The sequence below is a fragment of the Pelagimonas sp. genome, assembly GCF_058892305.1.
In genome coordinates, this window is sequence record NZ_JBZXVN010000063.1 from 1 (window position 1) to 17,592 (window position 17,592).

Sequence of the window (17,592 nt, forward strand, 5' to 3'; positions counted from 1 at the left end):
CGCGCCATCAGTTCGGCAAAACCCCAGCCCGAGCCGGGAATGGCCTTGAACCCGCCGGTGCCCCAGCCGCAGTTGATAAAGCAGCCTTCTAGTGGTGTTTTCGACAAAATGGGCGAACGATCCCCGGTCACGTCGACAATCCCGCCCCATTGGCGCAGCATCTTTAGGCGCGACAGCATCGGGAATGTTTCGATCAAGGCACGCACGGTTTCTTCGACATGATGAAAGGAGCCGCGCTGGGTATAGTTGTTATAGGCATCGGTGCCGCCGCCAATGACCATTTCGCCTTTGTCCGATTGCGACATGTAACCATGCACGGTGTTGGCCATGACCACGCAATTCATGATTGGTTTGATTGGCTCGGACACCAAGGCCTGAAGCGCAACGGATTCCAGCGGCAATCGGAACCCGGCCATATCGGCCAAAGCGCCGGAATGACCCGCAACGACCATGCCCAGCTTTTCACAAGCGATATCGCCCTTGGAGGTCGAGACACCGGTGACCTTGCCGCCCTCTTGCATCACGCCGGTGACTTCGCATTTCTGGATAATGTCCATGCCCATAGCGCTACAGGCCCGGGCATAGCCCCAAGCGACCGCATCATGGCGCGCGCTTCCGGCGCGTTCTTGCCACAGCGCCCCAAGCACAGGGTAGCGCGGGCCGTTGATATTCATGATCGGCACGATCTCTTTGACCCGTTGGGGCGAAATGAACTCGGTCGACACGCCTTGAAGCGCATTGGCATGGGCGGTGCGTTGATAGCCGCGCACCTCGTGTTCGGTTTGGGCCAACATCATCACGCCACGCGGGCTAAACATGACGTTATAGTTCAGGTCTTGGCTCATAGTTTCGTAAAGAGACCGGGCCTTTTCATAGATCGCCGCAGACGGATCTTGGAGGTAGTTGGAGCGAATGATCGTGGTGTTGCGCCCGGTATTGCCGCCGCCAAGCCAGCCTTTTTCGATGATCGCAACATTGGTGATCCCGAAGTTTTTGCCAAGGTAATAAGCGGTTGCGAGGCCATGGCCCCCGGCCCCCACGATAATCACGTCATAGCGCTTTTTCGGCTGGGCCTTGCGCCAGGCGCGCTCCCATCCGGTGTGGTCGCGCAGGGCTTCGCGCGCAATAGCAAAGGCAGAATAGCGTTTCATGAGGGTCGAATCCCAAAGCTCAAGGTTCGTGTATTGTGATAAATGGTTAGCGTGAAAGCGGCGGCACACAACCGTCACATTTGACACAGTTGCGACATGGCCCTGCGGCAAAGCCGACGCGCAAAGTTTGGCGCGCGTTGTCACATCCCGCTGATCGCTTGACTTTTGCCCTTTTTTCCTTGGCCCCGCACCTATAGATCATGGCAGAACACGACGGAGGCAACATCATGTTCTGGATCCTCACAGGCGCATTGGCGCTGGTTTTAACGGTGCTTTTGCTGCTGGCGTTGCTGCGCGGCAATCGCGACACCGGACCAGCCGAGGCGTTTGATTTGCAGGTTTACCGCGATCAGCTTAGCGAGATCGAAAAAGACACAGCGCGGGGCACGATTGCCGCCGATGAGGCCGAGCGTCTCAAGGTTGAGATTTCACGCCGTATTTTGGCGGCGGATACAGCCGCCAAAGAAGGCAACAGCGACGCCGGAAAAGCCGGGATAGCCAGCTTTGTTATGGCTGGCTTGGTGGCTGCTACGGTTTTGGGCGGCGGATTTGGCCTCTATACCTATCTTGGCAATCCCGGCACGCCAGATATGCCCCTAGCGGTGCGCATGGAAGAATCGCAAAAGGCGCGCGACAACCGAATGAGCCAAGCCGACGCCGAAGAGCGCATGCCCGCGGCCGAACCTGTCGACGCCCCAGAAGATTACATGAAACTTGTGGTGCAACTGCGTGATGCCGTTGAGAAACGCCCCGATGATGAACGCGGTTTGGTGTTGCTCGCCAGCACCGAAGCCACATTGGGCAACTACAAAGCCGCCTATGAGGTTCAGGCGAAATTGGTGACCCTGTTGGGCGAACGCGCCGCAGCCAAAGACTATACCGATCTGGCCGATATGATGATCATCGCAGCCGGGGGGTACGTTTCTCCTGAGGCGCAGGAGGTCCTTGAACAGGCGTTGGCCCTTGATCCAGAGAACGGCGTGGCGCGCTTTTATGGCGGGTTGATGATGGCCCAGACCGGCCGCCCCGACGTCGCCTTTCAGATGTGGGACATCCTGCTGCGCTCAAGCCCCCCGGAGGCCCCTTGGATTGGCCCAATCCGCGCCCAAATCGAAGAACTCGCCTTTCGCGCCGGCATCAGCCGTTACGAGCTACCGCCGTTGCCCGAGGGGCATGGCGATCAAGCCGGACCAAGTGCGGCAGATGTGGCCGCCGCGTCGGATATGACACCTGAAGAACGCCAAGAGATGATCCTTGGCATGGTGGAAAACCTGTCGGAACGTTTGGCCGAAGAAGGTGGCCCCGCCCCCGATTGGGCCAAACTGATCACGGCGCTTGGCGTTATAGGCGATACCGAACGCGCGCAGGCTATCTATGATGAGGCCAAGGGTGTTTTTGCCAATGATCCTGCATCTTTAGAAAAGATCGACGCCGCAGCGACCCGCTCAGGTCTTACCAAATAACTCCGCCACAATCCGCATCGCCACCGGGCCCTTTTCAAGGGACGGGGTGGGCGGGTGGGCGTCGCTTGAAAAGGGCCTTTCGCCACTATGATCTACGAAGACATCACTGAATTTGCGACCGCCCTGCCCCCGATGCGCGCCGTGGCGGGTTTGGATCTTGGCACCAAGACAATCGGCGTTGCCGTATCTGATGGGTTGCGAAGCGTCGCGACGCCAATCGAAACCATCAAGCGCAAGAAATTCACGTTGGATGCCGAAGCTTTGATCGTCATCCTTCAAAAGCGAGACATCGCTGGGGTCGTTCTGGGCCTGCCGCGCAACATGGACGGGTCCGAAGGGGCACGCTGCCAATCAACCCGCGCTTTTGCCCGCAATTTCACCCGGCTATGGGACGGCCCCATCACATTTTGGGACGAGCGCCTAAGCACAGTGGCCGCCGAACGTGCCCTCCTTGAGGCGGATACGTCACGAAAACGTCGCTCCGAGGTCATAGATCACGTCGCCGCCTCGTATATCCTACAAGGGGCGCTCGATCGGTTGCGCCATCTCGGAGGCTGACCCTTTGAAGGACGAACTCGCCACTTCCCGCGCCCAAGCCGCTGCAAAAGCTGCGGTCTGGCAACGTGATGAAATCCAAAGCCCCTGTGTGCAAATTTGCGTCATCCACCCCGAGGCACGCCTATGCACTGGGTGCCTGCGGTCCATTGATGAAATCACACGTTGGTCCAAGCTAACAAACCAAGAGCGCAGCCAGATCATGGCCACGCTTCCGGATCGTCAGTCAAGTATCAGCAAACGCCGTGGCGGTCGCAAGGCCCGACAAACGCGGGCCAAAGCGACCTGAATTCCACTTAGGCAGCGACCTCGTCTTCCGCCTCAGCTACGGGTTCAGAAATCGTGACAACCACATTTTCCGCGCTAAATCCATTGGCAACCCCATCATCAATGCGCGCCAGTGTCAGCGTCTCTCCGTCGTGGTCTATCTGAACCAACATATCGCCGGTCACCCCATCGGCAACGATATCGACATCACCACTTGGCAGGCCTTCGCCGCCAAACTGGGATCCGTTTAGTTCGATCCGTAGAACATCCGCGTCGTCGCCCAATGTGGTGAAATCCGTCACCCGCATGGCGTGATCCGCTTCGGCAGAGACTAGCCCGCCAATGGTATCAACGACAAATGTGTCGGCTCCCAAACCGCCTGTAGCCACGCTAAACCCGGCATCGTTGATCAAGGTGTCACTTCCATTGCCGCCAAAAAGTGCATCCGTCCCCATTCCCGAGAACAAAGTGTCGTCGCCATCCCCGCCAGAGAGCACATCGTCGCCCTCATCACCCGTCAGGCTGTCATCACCGCCATTCCCAGTTATAGTGTCGTCACCAGCTTCGCCATGCAGGGTGTCATCACCTTCGGCACTGTCACCCTCATGGGCGAGATCATCGCCACAAATACTGTCGTCGCCGTCGCCACCGCTCACGCTATCAGAGCCGAGACCACCAACAAGCGTATCATCCGCATGGCCCGCCAATAGGGTATCATCCCCCTCGCCACCGTCCAAAGAATCCGAATTCAGATCGGCCCCGTAACGATTGATGGTCAGTTGATCGTCACCAGTCCCGCCCAAAAGCGTGCTGGATCCACCATCAACTTCGAGCGTGTCGTTGCCTTCACCACCGTCTAAAATGCTGTTTCCCAGTCTGCTGTGTAGATCATCATTTCCATCGCCGCCAAGTAAGGTATCGTCACCAACCCCACCAAACAAACTGTCGTTTCCAGTGTCTCCCTCTAGGGAATCGTCACCCTCGCTACCGTGGAGAAGATCATCTCCGCCTCCACCAAGCACGAGATCGTCGCCTTGCTGTCCATCTAGACGGTCGTCGTTTGAGCCACCGTTCAATTGATCGTTGCCATCACCGCCAAGAATCCGATCTTCGCCCAAATTGCCGCTTAGGGAGTCGTCGCCTTCCTGGCCATGCAAGGTATCATCGCCACCGTTGCCTCTTACAAAGTCATCCCCCGCCCCGGCATAAACCAAGTCAGCCCCAGCAAGGGCAAAAATTGAATCGTCATCTTGTGACCCTTCAATGGTATCGTCATCACCGGTCGGATCGCTTGGATCAGGCTCTGTATCGACAGGGTCATCGCTGGAAGAGCTGCTTGCGCCGTCATCGTCGCCATCGCCACCAACCAAAGCGCCCATCAAAAGCAAAGGAAAAAGTGCAAGAAACCAAGCCATTGAAACCTCCAAAATCAAATTTACACCTAAACTTGTTTTTGAACTTGCACAAATTTTTCGGTGAATTGAGGTCGGCTATGCAACAATCCTGATTTGCCAAGCGGATTGTTCCGCCTCACGCATTAAATTCGCCGGATATTAGAATTGATTGTCCGTTAAACACCCCTAGGGTTAGGGTTTTGATCTCGCCATGGGAATCATACACTTACCCCCAAATCGCTTGACGCAACATGTTCCCACCTACAAGCAATAGGAATATCCCAAAAACACGTTTAAGTGATTTCGCAGGTAATGAATGCGCCAACTTCGCCCCCAAAGGCGCGGTGAGCATCGTCATAGACACTGCGATAACAAAGGCGGGTAAATTGACCGCCCCAATTGTCATTGGCGGTGCATCAGCAATTTCCAAAAACAAAAATCCGATAACAGAAGGAACGGCAATCAACACGCCAAATCCGGCCGCAGTTGCAACTGCGCGATGCATTGGCACCGAAAACAAAGTCATAAGCGGAACACCAAAACTGCCGCCGCCAATGCCCATCAAAACAGACATGAACCCCATACCCGGAGAGAGCGTCATAAGGGCGGCCCCGGTCGGCATGGCGCTCCCCAAGCGCCAGGTCTCTCGACCAAACGCCAGATAAAGGCCGATGATCCCAGCCAAAACTCCGAAAATCACTTCCAAGGCGTCAGAGCGCAGACCCGCAGCAACGGTCACGCCTAGAATTGCGCCAATCACGATTCCAGGTGTCCAAGCTTTCAAGATAGACCAATCAACCGCCCCGCGTTTGTTATGCGCCTGAACCGAGCGCAGCGACGTTAGGATAATTGTGCCCAAAGACGTCGCAAGACAGACCTGCATCAACATCGGGCCATCAAAACCCAACCAGCCAAAGATGTAGAAAAACACCGGAACCAAAACAATGCCACCACCGACGCCCAACAAGCCGGCCAAAATGCCTGCAAAAGCAGACGAAAGCAGAAGCAAAACCAACAGGGGAAGCAGGGTCGAAAAGTCCAAAGTCATGCGGTCAGCGCCTCATCCATTTTTTCTAGCGCATCCAAAACCACCTCTGGTCCTGCGCCGTCTTTTGTTGCCTGTGTCGACAGAACCTGCCGCCAGCGTCGCGCGCCCGGTTGCCCGGCAAAAAGCCCAAGCATATGCCGGGCAACCTGATGCAGGCGCCCGCCAGAAGATAGATGTGTTTCGATATAGGGCAACATGTCCAATGCGACTTGACGTGCCGTCGTACAGGTTTGACCACCAAACAAACGTGCATCAGCGTCGCCCAGAATGTCCCAAGGCTGGTGATAGGCAGCCCGACCAATCATGACACCATCAAGGCCCCGATCCAGCATTTGACCTGCGGTTTCAAGATCGCCAATCCCGCCATTGATCGAGATATGAAGGGCCGGAAATTGCTTTTTCATCGCAAAGACAAGATCGTAGTCCAATGGCGGAATATCGCGATTTTCTTTCGGGCTTAGCCCTTGCAGCCAGGCTTTGCGCGCATGGATGGTCACGCGTGTCACCCCGGCTTCGGCGATAAGCTCAAGGAAGTGCGGCAACACCACATGAGGGTCTTGGTCATCCACACCAATGCGACACTTCACGGTCACATCAACGTCGACAACCTCGCGCATGGCGCTGATACAGCGTGCAACGAGTTCGGGGTGTTTCATCAACACAGCCCCAAATGTGCCTGATTGCACACGATCCGACGGGCATCCGCAATTTAGGTTAATCTCATCGTAACCGGCCTTGGCCCCAAACTGCGCCGCCTTGGCCAGTTCTTCCGGGTCCGATCCCCCAAGTTGGAGCGCAACAGGGTGCTCCTCAGAATTGAAGTCAAGAAGGTGCAAAGCCCCCCCGCGCACCAACGCCGGGGCCGTCACCATTTCGGTATACAATAACGCGTCGTGCGAGATGAGCCGGTGCATAAAACGACAATGCCTGTCCGTCCAATCCATCATCGGGGCAACGGAAAGACGTGCAGAGCGTCGAACATTAAAAAACCCTGATGTGTCTTGGTTTTTTCGATCAACCATTTTTCACATTTTCCTCGTTTTGGCTTTTCTAGGCCCCAATTTTGAACGCGGTGTCAGACGATGTAACACGGGTGCCGCGATGTAGCACTCTTCTCCATGAGAATTCTACCTCGCATTGTCAGGTGATTTGGCGGCGATTGACATCACGCTGATGCGCGCAACATGCACGGCTTAGGACCTAGAACGAGGGTATCTCTTTGCGACGCGCAGCCAATGCATCCCGGATTGGTTCTTGGATGCGCCCTTTTACCAGCCTGCCGTCAACGCTTAGTCCGTTGACATCCCCGACGGAGCGACCGGGTGTTTCACACTTTCAAGCAAAGGTAGACATGCCTTGCGACTGCGGCTGAATAGGCACCGGTTTCAAACCCTAGGCTGTCACGAGCTCAACTTCGTGCGGCAGAGACATGAAATCGTCTTTAGAGAGAGCCTTGGAGAACAAGAAGCCCTGGCCCAAAGTGCATCCTCGTTGTTGGAAAAACCGCAGTTGCGCTTCGCGTTCTATCCCCTCAGCGATTGCTTTACTGCCTAGACGCTGCGACAGGCCAAGGATCGTTTCGCACAACCCGGTTGCGCGCACACTTTCCGGAGCGTTCTGAGCAAATTCCCGGTCAATTTTCAGGTAGTCAAACTCGTTATTCAAAAAATAGATCAGGCTGGAATACCCGGCCCCAAAATCATCCAAAGCCACGTCGATGCCTGCTTCGCGAAAAGCCTTGAGTGACGCAAGTGTAAACGGGGTCGGGTCGAGCAAGGCCGCCTCGGTTATTTCGATCAAGATAGAGGCGTCTTCGGGGGTGTTTTCCTTGATATAGCTGGCCCAATCGAGGCCATGCCCGTGTTCGCGCGCGCTAAGCTCTGTTGGCGAGTGATTGACACAGATTTGAAAGCCCGCGCCAAAGCGATCCCGGAAATCCTTCAAATCACAACAGGCCCGCCGCAGCCCCATATCGCCGAGCGCGACCATCAAACCTGCCTCTTCCGCAAAGGGCAAAAATTTATCAGGTGTCAACAAACCAAAATCCGGGTGGTTCCACCGCAATAGGGCTTCTGCCAAAACCACGCGCCCGGTTTGCAAATTGACAATTGGCTGATAGTGCAAATCAAATTCGTCAAATTCTAGCGCGTGATGTAAATCATCCAGCATCCGCAAACGGTGCGCGTTTCGATTGCCAATTTCCGGGGTGTAGTGACGAATGCGGCCGCCGCCTTCGCCCTTGGCCAGATACATGGCTTGGTCCGCCGCGCTCAACAATGCCTGAGGGGTGGCGGCATCAGAAGGGCTATGGGCAATGCCAATTGACGCAGCGATTGAAACCGTTTCCCCGCCGATTTCAAAGGGGCGCTGCATCGTGTTCAATACACGTTGGGAGACTTTGTCGACGCGTTCAAGCGCAGTTTCTCCACGCAATAAAATTACAAATTCATCCCCCGCGTGGCGAGCTACAAAATCTGTTTCCGAAAGACAACTTTGCAAGCGTTGAGCCACCAGCTTCAACAAGCCATCCCCGGTGGCATGGCCCAAGCGATCATTTACCTTTTTGAGCCCATCCAGATCAACAAACATCAAAACCAGCGCCTGCCCCAACGTGCGGGCGGTAAAAGACGCGGCTTCGGTTTCGGCTGTTAAACTCGTCCGATTGGGCAAACGGGTGAGAAAGTCAGTCCGCGCTTGGAGAAGGATTTTTTCGCGCGCCCGCTTTACCTCCGAAATATTGCGGACCACCAGCACCATTTCGTTTGACCCCGGAATGGCCTGCAAACGCGCTTCAAAGTCGACGTGGACTAAGTTGATTTCCAGTTGGTATTCCCAAGTTACCGCTTCTTTAGTTTGATGAAAGCGATCTACGTTCTTTTCATAGAGATCCAAGGCATCGCCAGGCAAAATATCGGCCACGCGGTGCCCCAAAAACATCTCCGGTGACATTAACAAATCTTGTTCGTCCGATGCCTTGTATTCCAGAATTGTTCCATCCCGGGACAACCGAAAATATGTATCTGGCAAGGCTTGCAGCAAGGCCTGCAATTGGCGACGCCTCTCTGCTTCCAGCGTTTCAGCCGTCAACCGCGCATGTGACATGCGGCGGAAACTATTGGAGATGTGTTCGAAATCTGAAATTTTTACCGCTTGTTTATCAAACAATTGGGCATCCACCTTGCCTTTTTCAAAGCCTTGGATTGCCTGGTTCAAGGCCGCAAGCGGCCGCAACACCTGTTTTTCCAACATGCGAAAAGCAAGGCCACTGAAAACAACGACCAGAGAACACAAAGCGATCAACCGCCAGAAAACTGTCATCCGGGCCTGTATTAGGGCTCCTTCTACGGGCAATCCAAGGCTGACTTGGACCGGTTGCCCCTCACCGTCTTCGAATAAGACGCGTTGCGACACCACACGTCGCACCCCATCTTCTCCTTCGACGACCGCGCCTTCGTCACTGGATGCTCCTAACGCCAATCGTCCGTGTCCCTCAAGCGTTTCGCCCAGAGCCGCAACATCGGGCGGATGAACTGCCACAATGCGCCCCTGCCGGTCGGTAATTGTCGCTACGGCCCCATCGGGCAATGCTTCACGCATTAAATGCGTGCTCCACCACTCAAGCCCCAAAACGGCGACCACGGCACCTATAGGGTCGTTTTGCCCCTCGGGGATGATTGGATGGGCAAAATTAACGCTGGTTAAACCGGTGGCTCGATCCGTTTGAAAGGTCCCAACTGAAAAAACCTCCTTGTCCATCGCACGGCGGATATAGGGACGATCAGAGACATTTACAGGGCTTTGCAAGGGAAGCGCATTGCACAACAGGTCTCCATCCCACCTTGGTGCACCCAAATTCTGATAGATATGGGAAAGCTGTAAAACCTGGGAAAGAAACACACCACAGTTTTGACTGGTTGGGTCTTGCACCGCTTCTGAAAGCGCCAATTTCTTTAGAAAGCTCTCGGTGTCGGCCACCAACCCCTGTTGCGTCGTCACCAATTGAGAGGTTATGCGCCGCGTTTCTTCTGAATTTCTATCCAATTCTAGCTGGTAGCTTTGGAGGCCGAAATAGACGATGCTGAGGGCGCTTGGAACCGCCGCAAACAAAATCAATGCCTGCAAACGCGATCGCAACCGACGTGACTTCATCCGTCGAAACATGGGTGATATGCCAGTCAACGAAAACATATCACCCTTTTTTGTCCTAAAAAACTGAGCCTTCTTGGGCGGATTGACATAAAAATAGGCGCGCAATGGTCATTTGACCCAATGCGCCCTTCCAAGAAATGCTGATCAACGACAAACACGAATTTCCGAAGCCTTTAGAGAACATATGACTGAGCCTACCGCCAGAGCGCGATTTCTCAAATCCTTTTCTACTAATAGTTTAAAACTATGCGCCCTCTGGTGCCATAGGTCAATCGTAGCGGTATTCAGGCAAACACAAAGTGTCGCAGAAATGCAAATTCATTAACGTAACATCATTCCAACAGTATTGTCGGGGCGCCCTGGTTAAGAAGGTTTAACCATTTCATCCTGTCTTTGAGCCGCCTTAGACACCGCTAAACGTTAGGGCTACGACCCATTCCTTTTTCGATGCGTCGAGAGACAGTTTTCGGTCCAGAGTTGGCGTCCCGTTCGGATTCAAACATCGTTTTAGTCACCGTCGAGAGAACGGAGCTTGCTTGCACCTAGCGCGCTCATCCCAAGCATCGCCATAGCAACAACTAAGCACAAAACGATCCCGCCCAACTGGTAACTTAGGCCCGACAAAAGCGTTCCCAACAAGCGCCCCGCGGCATTGGCCATATAGTAAAAACCGACATCCATCGTCACGCGATCCCCTTTTGAAAAGGCCAAAATGAGATAGGAATGCAGCGAGGAATTAATGGCAAACAGCGCCCCGAACATAAGCAAACCAAGGATCAAAGATAGGGTCAACCAAGGTGCCGGAGCCCCTGCAACCCAAACCAATCCGGACAAAATCAGCGGCACAATCATAAGCATCGCGGCCCAATTGCGTGCCGCCTGAATGATCTCGCTTTCGGGTCGCGTTTTGGCGCGTAAAATGCGCGGGGCCGCGCCTTGTACAAACCCGTAAAGGATCGTCCAGACGGCCATAAAGCTACCAATGGTGAAAAAGGCCAGCCGGTTGCCCTCTTCTGATCCGTCGGACAGCACCGCATAGAAATAGACCGGGATACCAACAACAAACCAAACATCCCGCGCCCCAAATAGAAACACCCGTGCAAAGCTAAGCCAATTGATGTTGCGGTCTTTGGAAATCACCTCTTTGAACTTGGCGTCCTTTTTCCCGGTGGGCAGGCCAGGCGGCATACGGAGCGCGACAGCCACCAAAACAATCGCCAAAACCCCCGCCATCCCCAAGACCGCCGGTACAAACCCGGCCAGCGCCAACAATCCGGCCCCCAGCAAAAAGCCCAGCCCTTTGACGGCGTTTTTGGAGCCGGTCAGAACGGCCACCCATTTGAACAACCCGCCCTGCCCCGTTGGGGCAAGCAATTTGACCGCAGATTTGGCCGACATTTTCGACAGATCCTTGGCGACGCCAGATAGCCCTTGGACGGCCATGACAAAAACCACTGACGCAGTCAGACCCCAAGCGGGATCAAGTTGCGCCAATGCCAGCAAGGCTACGATTTGCAGGCTGAGGCCCGCGTAAAGCGTGCTGGTCAATCCAAATCGCGCGGCGATCCAGCCTGCCGAAATATTGGTCACGATCCCCGCCAATTCATACAGCAAGAAAAGGTAAGCCAATTGGACCGGGGAAAAGCCCAGGCTGTGAAAGTGTAGCAACACCAACATACGCAACGCGCCATCGGTGAGCATAAACGCCCAATAGGCGGCGGTGACGGCAACATAGGCCGCCACCCCGTTTGGTTTCTTCGCAACCTGGTCCATGGTCTTTCCCTACAGCGATGCGCCGACTTTGCGCGCGACATCGGCCAAACGGTGCGCATAGCCCCATTCGTTGTCGTACCACGCGTAGATTTTGACCTGCGTCCCGTTCACAACCATGGTCGAGAGCGCATCAATGATCGAGCTGCGTTCGTCGTTGGTGTAATCGGTCGACACCAACGGCCGCGTTTCATAGCCCAAAATACCCTTTAACTCGCCTTCGGCGGCGGCTTGGAACAAGGCGTTGACTTCCTCCACCGTGGTTTCGCGCTCAACCTCAAACACGCAATCCGTCAGGGATGCGTTCAATAAGGGAACCCGCACAGCGTGACCGTTTAACCGGCCCTTGAGCTCGGGGTAGATGAGGGTGATCGCCGTCGCCGAACCGGTGGATGTTGGGATCAACGAGTTCAACGCGGACCGAGCCCGACGCAGATCCTTGTGCGGTTTGTCAACAATGGTCTGGGTATTGGTCACGTCATGAATGGTCGTCATCGACCCGTGTTTGATGCCAAGCCCCTCGTGGATGACTTTAACCACCGGAGCCAAACAGTTGGTGGTGCAGGACGCAGCGGTGACAATCTTGTGCACGTCTGAATTATAGATGTCGTCGTTCACACCCATCACCAGATTGGCGGCATTGCCATCCTTGACCGGGGCAGACACAACAACCTTTTTCACCCCGGCATCGAAATAGGGCTGAATAAGAGCGTCGGTTTTGAAATAGCCAGTGCAATCAATGACAACATCAACCTCCGCCAGAGGCAAATCCGCCAAATCGCGGGTTTGATACACCGGAATCCGGGTTCCGTTGATGGTTAGACTGTCTTCGTCGCTGGAAAACGTGGCATCCCAACGGCCATGCACCGTGTCAAATTCCAACAGATGCGCATGGGTGGCCGCATCCCCAACGGCGTCATTAACCCAACGGATGTCGACCCCCGCCTCGATCAGCGGTTTGATCACCAATTTACCCATCCGGCCAAGGCCGTTGATTGCATAAGTTACCATGTCTCAGTCTTCCTGTTTGGCAATGTCGTCGATTTCACTTTGCAAGCTGGCCCGACCAAGGGTCTCAACCGGCAATGCGGCAAAGGCGCGGATGCGATTGCGCAACGCGCCATAGACCTGTTGAAAGGCCAGTCTCTTTTCGGCATCTGTCCCGGTGGCTTTGACCGGGTCCGCCTGCCCCCAATGGCCGGTCATCGGCTGACCGGGCCAAGGTGGGCAATCTTCGTTGGCGGCCGTGTCACAGACGGTAAAAACAAAATCCATCTGCACCGCACCCTCGCCGGTAAATTCTTCGAGTTTTTTTGCCCGCAGGCCCGACGTGTCGTGCCCTTTTGACGCCAGCAATTCGACGGCAAATGGGTTTAACTCGGACTGCGGCTTGGTTCCGGCCGAATAGACATCAAACCGGTCCCCCGCCATCTCGCGCATCAAAGTTTCGGCAAAAATTGACCGGGCAGAATTGCCGGTGCAGATGAACAAAACATTGTATTTCCGAATGGCCATCTCAGGCTCCGTTCGATGAGGATTGGGTAAACACATATCTGGGCGCCCGCGACAGCAATCAGACGCGAGGTAGGTGACCAAACGCGACGCAGCCTGCGTATCAGCGGAGTAGAGAAGCGATGTCCCAACCCGTGTTTGGGCAACCAATCCGGCCTGTCGTAAATGCGACAAACAGGTAGACAACGAAGATGGTGGGAGGTCTAAAACCTGCGCCAGCTCACCCGCCGCTACGGCATCAGGAAAGCGTCGCATCAAAAGGCGAAACACCGATAAACGGCGGTCATGCGCAAGGGAGGCCAGTTGGGAGATCACTTCTTTTTCCATATTTCTGGAAATACGGAATTATACCTGAGTCGCCAAGTGAACTTTATATGACACCCAAAGTTTCTTCTTTCCCCAAATATCCCGGGGGTGAATGGAGCCAACAGGCTCCAGAGGGGGCAGCGCCCCCTCCTCTTTTCACAAGGTCACGCCAAAGACGGCAACCAAAGTACAATCGCAGGGAACATCACCAATAGGGCAATTGTCACCGCATCGGCGATGAAAAATGGAGTCACACCTCGAAACACATCCTGAACCGAAAGCTCTGGCCGCACCCCGGCAACAACAAAACAGTTCAACCCGATCGGCGGTGTGATCAAGCAAAACTCGGCCATCTTCACCACCAAAATCCCGAACCAGATCGCGCACATGGTGCCCGACATGCCAAAGGCGCTATCCGCCGCCGCAACCGTTTCACCGCCGTTCAAGGCCATGATCGCCGGGTAGACCACCGGCAAGGTAAGCAACAACATGCCAATCGCATCCATGAACATGCCCAAAACCGCATAGGCCAATAGAATGCAGACAAGGATCAACATCGGCGAATATTCTAAGGACGTGATCCAATCGGCAAAGGCCGTTGGCAAATCGGCAAAGCCCAAAAAGCGTACATAGATCAACACGCCCCAAATGATCGAAAAGATCATGACCGACAATTTGGCGGTTTCGGTGAGCGCGTCCTTCAGCTCAGACATCCGCATGCCTCGGAAAAGTGCCATGCAGAACACGATAAACGCCCCAATGGCCCCGCCCTCGGTCGGCGTGCCCCATGCATCTCCGCCAAACGGGTTATAGACAAAACAGATGATGATCACCACGACCGCCACAATCGGCAAGGCGGGCGGCAAGGACGCAAACCGTTCTTTCCAGGTAAAGCCGCCCACCGGAGGACCAAAGTTTGGGATAGTCAGGGCAAGACCGATGATCAAAAGCCCGTATATGACCGCCGAAAACATCCCCGGAATAAAGCCTGCCAAGAGCAATCGGCCAACGTCTTGTTCGACGATAATGGCGTAGATGACCAAAATTGCCGAGGGTGGGATGAGGCTTGCCAAGGTGCCACCCGCCGCAACAACCCCGGCAGCAAAACGTTTGTCATAGCCGACCTTTAGCATCTCGGGGATGGCAATGCGGGCAAAGACCGCCGCCGTGGCGACTGATGCCCCGGACACCGCCGCGAACCCCGCCGTGGCGAACACGGTCGACACCGCCAATCCCCCCGGAACCCAAGCGATCCAGCGTTTGGCGGCCTCAAACAAGGCGCGGGTTAGCCCGGCGTAATAGGCAAGGTAACCAATCAGAATAAAGGTCGGGATCAGGCTAAGCGCCTGACTGCTCACTTTGGAATGCGGCACCTGACCGGCGATCTTCAGGCTGATCTCAATCGCCTTCCAGAGCCGATCCGGATCATAGCCAAACTGATCCCAGCGCAGCCACACAAGGCCAATCAACCCCGCCAGCCCGGCCGCAAAGGCCACGCGCATCCCCAGCACCACCATGACAAGCATCCCGCTTGTCACCCAAAGGCCTATCTCAATCTTATCCATGTGAGGGTCCTCGGGGTGTGAGTTTGTTGCATAATTTTTCGTGAGATGAAGACGGTTCGTGTGGTGATGTCCACCCGGACAGGGACAACCTCGTCATTCGTCGTGCCCCGATATATGGGCGGCTTCTTCGGCGGCCTGATCCGCGACGCTTTGCACCAAGGGAACGGCAACCGGCCGCTCAAGCCCAAGCACAAAGGCGCGGGCATATCCCCAAAGTTGGATCAACACCCGAAGGCCCATCACCGAAAACGCCACCGGCACCACAAGTTTGGCCGGCCAGATCGGCAATCCAATGTCGATGGAACTGTCACGGCTCCAATTGGGTTTGCCAAAATCAAAGCTACGGTCGAAATGCGCCCATGATCCCCAGATCAACGCAAGCATCAGGATCAATATCCCAAAGGTGGTGATGAATTCCGAGGCCCAAAGCGCGCGTCCTTTGAGGCGTCCAACCAAGATGTCCATCCGGATATGTCCGCCAGAACGTTGCACATAGGCAATGCCGAAGATGGCGATAAAGGGCATGGCCAGCTCGATCCAATCAACATAGCCCGGCAGCGGCTTGTTGAACATGTTGCGCCCAGACACGGACACCACCGCCAGAACCATCAGGCAAAACGCACCAAGCCCAGACACGAAGGCCATGACACTTTCTATACGTTCTAGTTTTTGATCCAGTTTGCTAATCAAACTGTCGTCGCTCAGCACTGCTGACTGACCCGCCATAGTTGCCCCGCTTTATTGTTGTGAAAAACCGCGCGGCTGGGTGGCACCAAAAGTTTTGCAAAACTTTTGCAAATCGCGTGCACGCGATTTTTCCCCGCCTCACCGATGAAACACGACCCCGGCATTGCACCGGGGTCGGTATCAGTTAGTTCGACGCGCGTACGTCTTCGAGTGTTTTGAAGACCAGATCATAGAGTTCTTGCGCAGGGAGCCCCTGGGCCGCCATGTCAGCGAGCCACGCATCGTGGATCGGTTTACCGGCAACGTCGCGGAACTTCGCCAATTCAGCCTCTGCGATTTCAACCTTGGTCACGCCTTTATCAGCCAAAACGCTATCCCACTTTTCAAGCAGGGCCCCGTAGTTCGCCAAATAATGCGCAATTGCCTCTTCAACAGAACTGTCTAGCGCCGCGCGATGCTCATCCGACAGGCTGTCATAGGCATCGGTATTCACAACAACCGGACAGTTGACGGTGCCAGGGTTCAGGTTGGCCGTCCACCAATCCGCTTCATTAATAGTGCCAAAAGCCAAATGCGCGTGCTGGGCAAAGGCAACCGTGTCAACAACACCGCTATCCATCGCTTGGAAGGCTTCTGTTGCGGTCACGGATGTGGGAACGCCGCCAACGGCAGCAAAGGCTTTGCCCAGACCACCGGTGGCGCGAACGCGCATGCCTTCAAATTCCGCCAGCTCATCGCGGGGATCGCCCGTGCCGACAATATTATATTGTGGCATCGGCGAGGTCATCAGGAGCTTGGCGCTCCACTGCTCCATTTCTTCCTGAACCGCAGGGTGTCCGTAAACCGCGTGGCTGACTGCGACTTCTTCTTCAAGCGTATTCACACCAAGAAAGGGCAGCTCCAACACCGTGATCGCCCGGTTTTTGTCGGCGTGATACCCGGCACAAAACTGTGCCATTTCGAACGCGCCAATCGAAATCCCGTCGAGGTTCTCTTTGTTCTTGGACAGCCCACCATAGGAAATATTCATGGTGAATTCGCCGCCGGTCTTTTCCGACACCAATTCAGCGAGCTTTTCGACATGTTCGGTAAAGGCACGACGCTTGCCCCAGACCGAAACATTCCATTCGGTCGCAAGGGCTTCGCCGGCGAATGTGATGGCAATGGCGGTGGTCAGCAGCTTGGCTGTGATGGTTTTCATAATTTCCTCCCTAAATACGACGGTTTTCCCGTCTTACCCCGAGCGTAGCGCATCCGCGCCCTCTCGCAAGGGATAATGATGAGATTCGCTCAGGGGATGAGTCACTGGCCGTTAGCGCCCCACATTCAAGACCCGGAACCTTTTGTCACAGGCTACCCAATACTACGTAGCTACGACCTTGGTCGTAGAAGTGCAAAATCCTTAACAAATGCTTGCGCAAACAGAATTGATGCAGATGCAGAAAAACGAAGGGGTTAGCAGCAATTTCGAAAATTCGTTTACAGATTTTCGAAACCCTCTGAAAAGTATTTACACATAACCCATTCATATCATTTATTTTCTTCAAAAATTTTCCAACTCCTCTATGCTCCAGTCAAGCTGATGACGTGACGGAAGTCCGCATCATGGGGGAGCAATTCGTACTGGGAGGAGACATCCATGAACGACAAAACCACATCCACAGACACCGCAGCCACCTATCCACCATCATCGGCACTGACGTCTGGGGCGCATGTAGATGCGTC

At 54.9% G+C, this 17,592-nt stretch carries 14 protein-coding genes; 3 read left to right on the forward strand and 11 right to left on the reverse strand.

Going from position 1 to position 17,592, the window contains the following annotated elements; genetic code table 11:
• Positions 1–1,151, reverse strand: a 1,151-nt coding sequence (locus AC5EFR_RS21545; RefSeq protein ID WP_493577777.1) for a sarcosine oxidase subunit beta family protein, incomplete at its 3' end; no start/stop codon positions are given.
• Positions 1,152–1,351: 200 nt separating this feature from the next.
• Between AC5EFR_RS21545 and ccmI the strand changes: the two genes are divergently transcribed.
• From ccmI to AC5EFR_RS21560, 3 genes are all read left to right on the forward strand, one after another.
• A complete protein-coding gene (ccmI, locus tag AC5EFR_RS21550; protein ID WP_493577778.1) occupies positions 1,352–2,614 on the forward strand; it encodes a c-type cytochrome biogenesis protein CcmI in 1,263 nt (420 codons plus the stop codon).
• A gap of 87 nt (positions 2,615–2,701) precedes the next feature.
• Positions 2,702–3,172: a Holliday junction resolvase RuvX gene (gene ruvX / locus AC5EFR_RS21555; protein ID WP_299921277.1), complete on the forward strand. Its 471-nt coding sequence runs from the start codon at positions 2,702–2,704 to the stop codon at positions 3,170–3,172.
• A gap of 4 nt (positions 3,173–3,176) precedes the next feature.
• A complete protein-coding gene (locus AC5EFR_RS21560; protein WP_493577779.1) occupies positions 3,177–3,458 on the forward strand; it encodes a DUF1289 domain-containing protein in 282 nt (93 codons plus the stop codon).
• A gap of 7 nt (positions 3,459–3,465) precedes the next feature.
• Here AC5EFR_RS21560 and AC5EFR_RS21565 read toward each other — a convergent pair whose 3' ends face one another.
• The 10 genes from AC5EFR_RS21565 to dctP form a co-directional block, all read right to left on the reverse strand.
• Positions 3,466–4,851 carry a calcium-binding protein gene (locus AC5EFR_RS21565; protein ID WP_493577780.1) on the reverse strand — a complete coding sequence of 462 codons (1,386 nt, stop codon included), beginning with the start codon at positions 4,849–4,851 and terminating at the stop codon, positions 3,466–3,468.
• 205 nt (positions 4,852–5,056) lie between these two features.
• Complete coding sequence (locus AC5EFR_RS21570; protein WP_493577781.1) at positions 5,057–5,878, reverse strand: sulfite exporter TauE/SafE family protein; 822 nt, start codon at positions 5,876–5,878, stop codon at positions 5,057–5,059.
• The gene (gene dusA / locus AC5EFR_RS21575) at positions 5,875–6,900 is read right to left on the reverse strand and encodes a tRNA dihydrouridine(20/20a) synthase DusA (RefSeq protein ID WP_493577782.1); all 1,026 of its coding nucleotides are present in this window, start codon (positions 6,898–6,900) and stop codon (positions 5,875–5,877) included. Before dusA ends, AC5EFR_RS21570 begins: the two co-directional genes overlap by 4 nt.
• 370 nt (positions 6,901–7,270) lie before the next feature.
• On the reverse strand, positions 7,271–10,066 hold the full coding sequence (locus AC5EFR_RS21580) for a bifunctional diguanylate cyclase/phosphodiesterase (RefSeq protein WP_493577783.1): 2,796 nt from the start codon (positions 10,064–10,066) through the stop codon (positions 7,271–7,273).
• A gap of 468 nt (positions 10,067–10,534) precedes the next feature.
• Positions 10,535–11,800, reverse strand: a complete 1,266-nt coding sequence (gene arsJ, locus AC5EFR_RS21585; RefSeq protein WP_493577784.1) for an organoarsenical effux MFS transporter ArsJ — start codon at positions 11,798–11,800, stop codon at positions 10,535–10,537.
• A gap of 9 nt (positions 11,801–11,809) precedes the next feature.
• A complete protein-coding gene (locus AC5EFR_RS21590) occupies positions 11,810–12,808 on the reverse strand; it encodes an ArsJ-associated glyceraldehyde-3-phosphate dehydrogenase (protein ID WP_493577785.1) in 999 nt (332 codons plus the stop codon).
• Positions 12,809–12,811: 3 nt separating this feature from the next.
• Positions 12,812–13,636, reverse strand: coding sequence for an arsenate reductase/protein-tyrosine-phosphatase family protein (locus AC5EFR_RS21595; RefSeq protein ID WP_493577786.1), 825 nt, complete (start codon positions 13,634–13,636; stop codon positions 12,812–12,814).
• A 143-nt stretch (positions 13,637–13,779) separates the two neighbouring features.
• Positions 13,780–15,180 (reverse strand): TRAP transporter large permease, encoded by a 1,401-nt coding sequence (locus AC5EFR_RS21600; protein ID WP_493577787.1) that lies wholly within the window; start codon positions 15,178–15,180, stop codon positions 13,780–13,782.
• Between the two features lie 93 nt (positions 15,181–15,273).
• Positions 15,274–15,906, reverse strand: a complete 633-nt coding sequence (locus AC5EFR_RS21605; protein WP_493577788.1) for a TRAP transporter small permease subunit — start codon at positions 15,904–15,906, stop codon at positions 15,274–15,276.
• 145 nt (positions 15,907–16,051) lie between these two features.
• Positions 16,052–17,068 carry a TRAP transporter substrate-binding protein DctP gene (gene dctP / locus AC5EFR_RS21610; protein ID WP_493577789.1) on the reverse strand — a complete coding sequence of 339 codons (1,017 nt, stop codon included), beginning with the start codon at positions 17,066–17,068 and terminating at the stop codon, positions 16,052–16,054.
• Between the last annotated feature and the right edge of the window lie 524 nt (positions 17,069–17,592).

Excerpts from the sequence above, each read along its gene's own strand:
- ccmI (WP_493577778.1), top strand. The coding sequence starts at position 1,352 with ATGGCAGAACACGACGGAGGCAACATCATGTTCTGGATCCTCACAGGC.
- ruvX (WP_299921277.1), top strand. The coding sequence starts at position 2,702 with ATGATCTACGAAGACATCACTGAATTTGCGACCGCCCTGCCCCCGATG.
- AC5EFR_RS21565 (WP_493577780.1), bottom strand. The coding sequence starts at position 4,851 with ATGGCTTGGTTTCTTGCACTTTTTCCTTTGCTTTTGATGGGCGCTTTG.
- AC5EFR_RS21570 (WP_493577781.1), bottom strand. The coding sequence starts at position 5,878 with ATGACTTTGGACTTTTCGACCCTGCTTCCCCTGTTGGTTTTGCTTCTG.
- dusA (WP_493577782.1), bottom strand. The coding sequence starts at position 6,900 with ATGGTTGATCGAAAAAACCAAGACACATCAGGGTTTTTTAATGTTCGA.
- AC5EFR_RS21580 (WP_493577783.1), bottom strand. The coding sequence starts at position 10,066 with ATGTTTTCGTTGACTGGCATATCACCCATGTTTCGACGGATGAAGTCA.
- arsJ (WP_493577784.1), bottom strand. The coding sequence starts at position 11,800 with ATGGACCAGGTTGCGAAGAAACCAAACGGGGTGGCGGCCTATGTTGCC.
- AC5EFR_RS21590 (WP_493577785.1), bottom strand. The coding sequence starts at position 12,808 with ATGGTAACTTATGCAATCAACGGCCTTGGCCGGATGGGTAAATTGGTG.
- AC5EFR_RS21595 (WP_493577786.1), bottom strand. The coding sequence starts at position 13,636 with ATGGAAAAAGAAGTGATCTCCCAACTGGCCTCCCTTGCGCATGACCGC.
- AC5EFR_RS21600 (WP_493577787.1), bottom strand. The coding sequence starts at position 15,180 with ATGGATAAGATTGAGATAGGCCTTTGGGTGACAAGCGGGATGCTTGTC.
- AC5EFR_RS21605 (WP_493577788.1), bottom strand. The coding sequence starts at position 15,906 with ATGGCGGGTCAGTCAGCAGTGCTGAGCGACGACAGTTTGATTAGCAAA.
- dctP (WP_493577789.1), bottom strand. The coding sequence starts at position 17,068 with ATGAAAACCATCACAGCCAAGCTGCTGACCACCGCCATTGCCATCACA.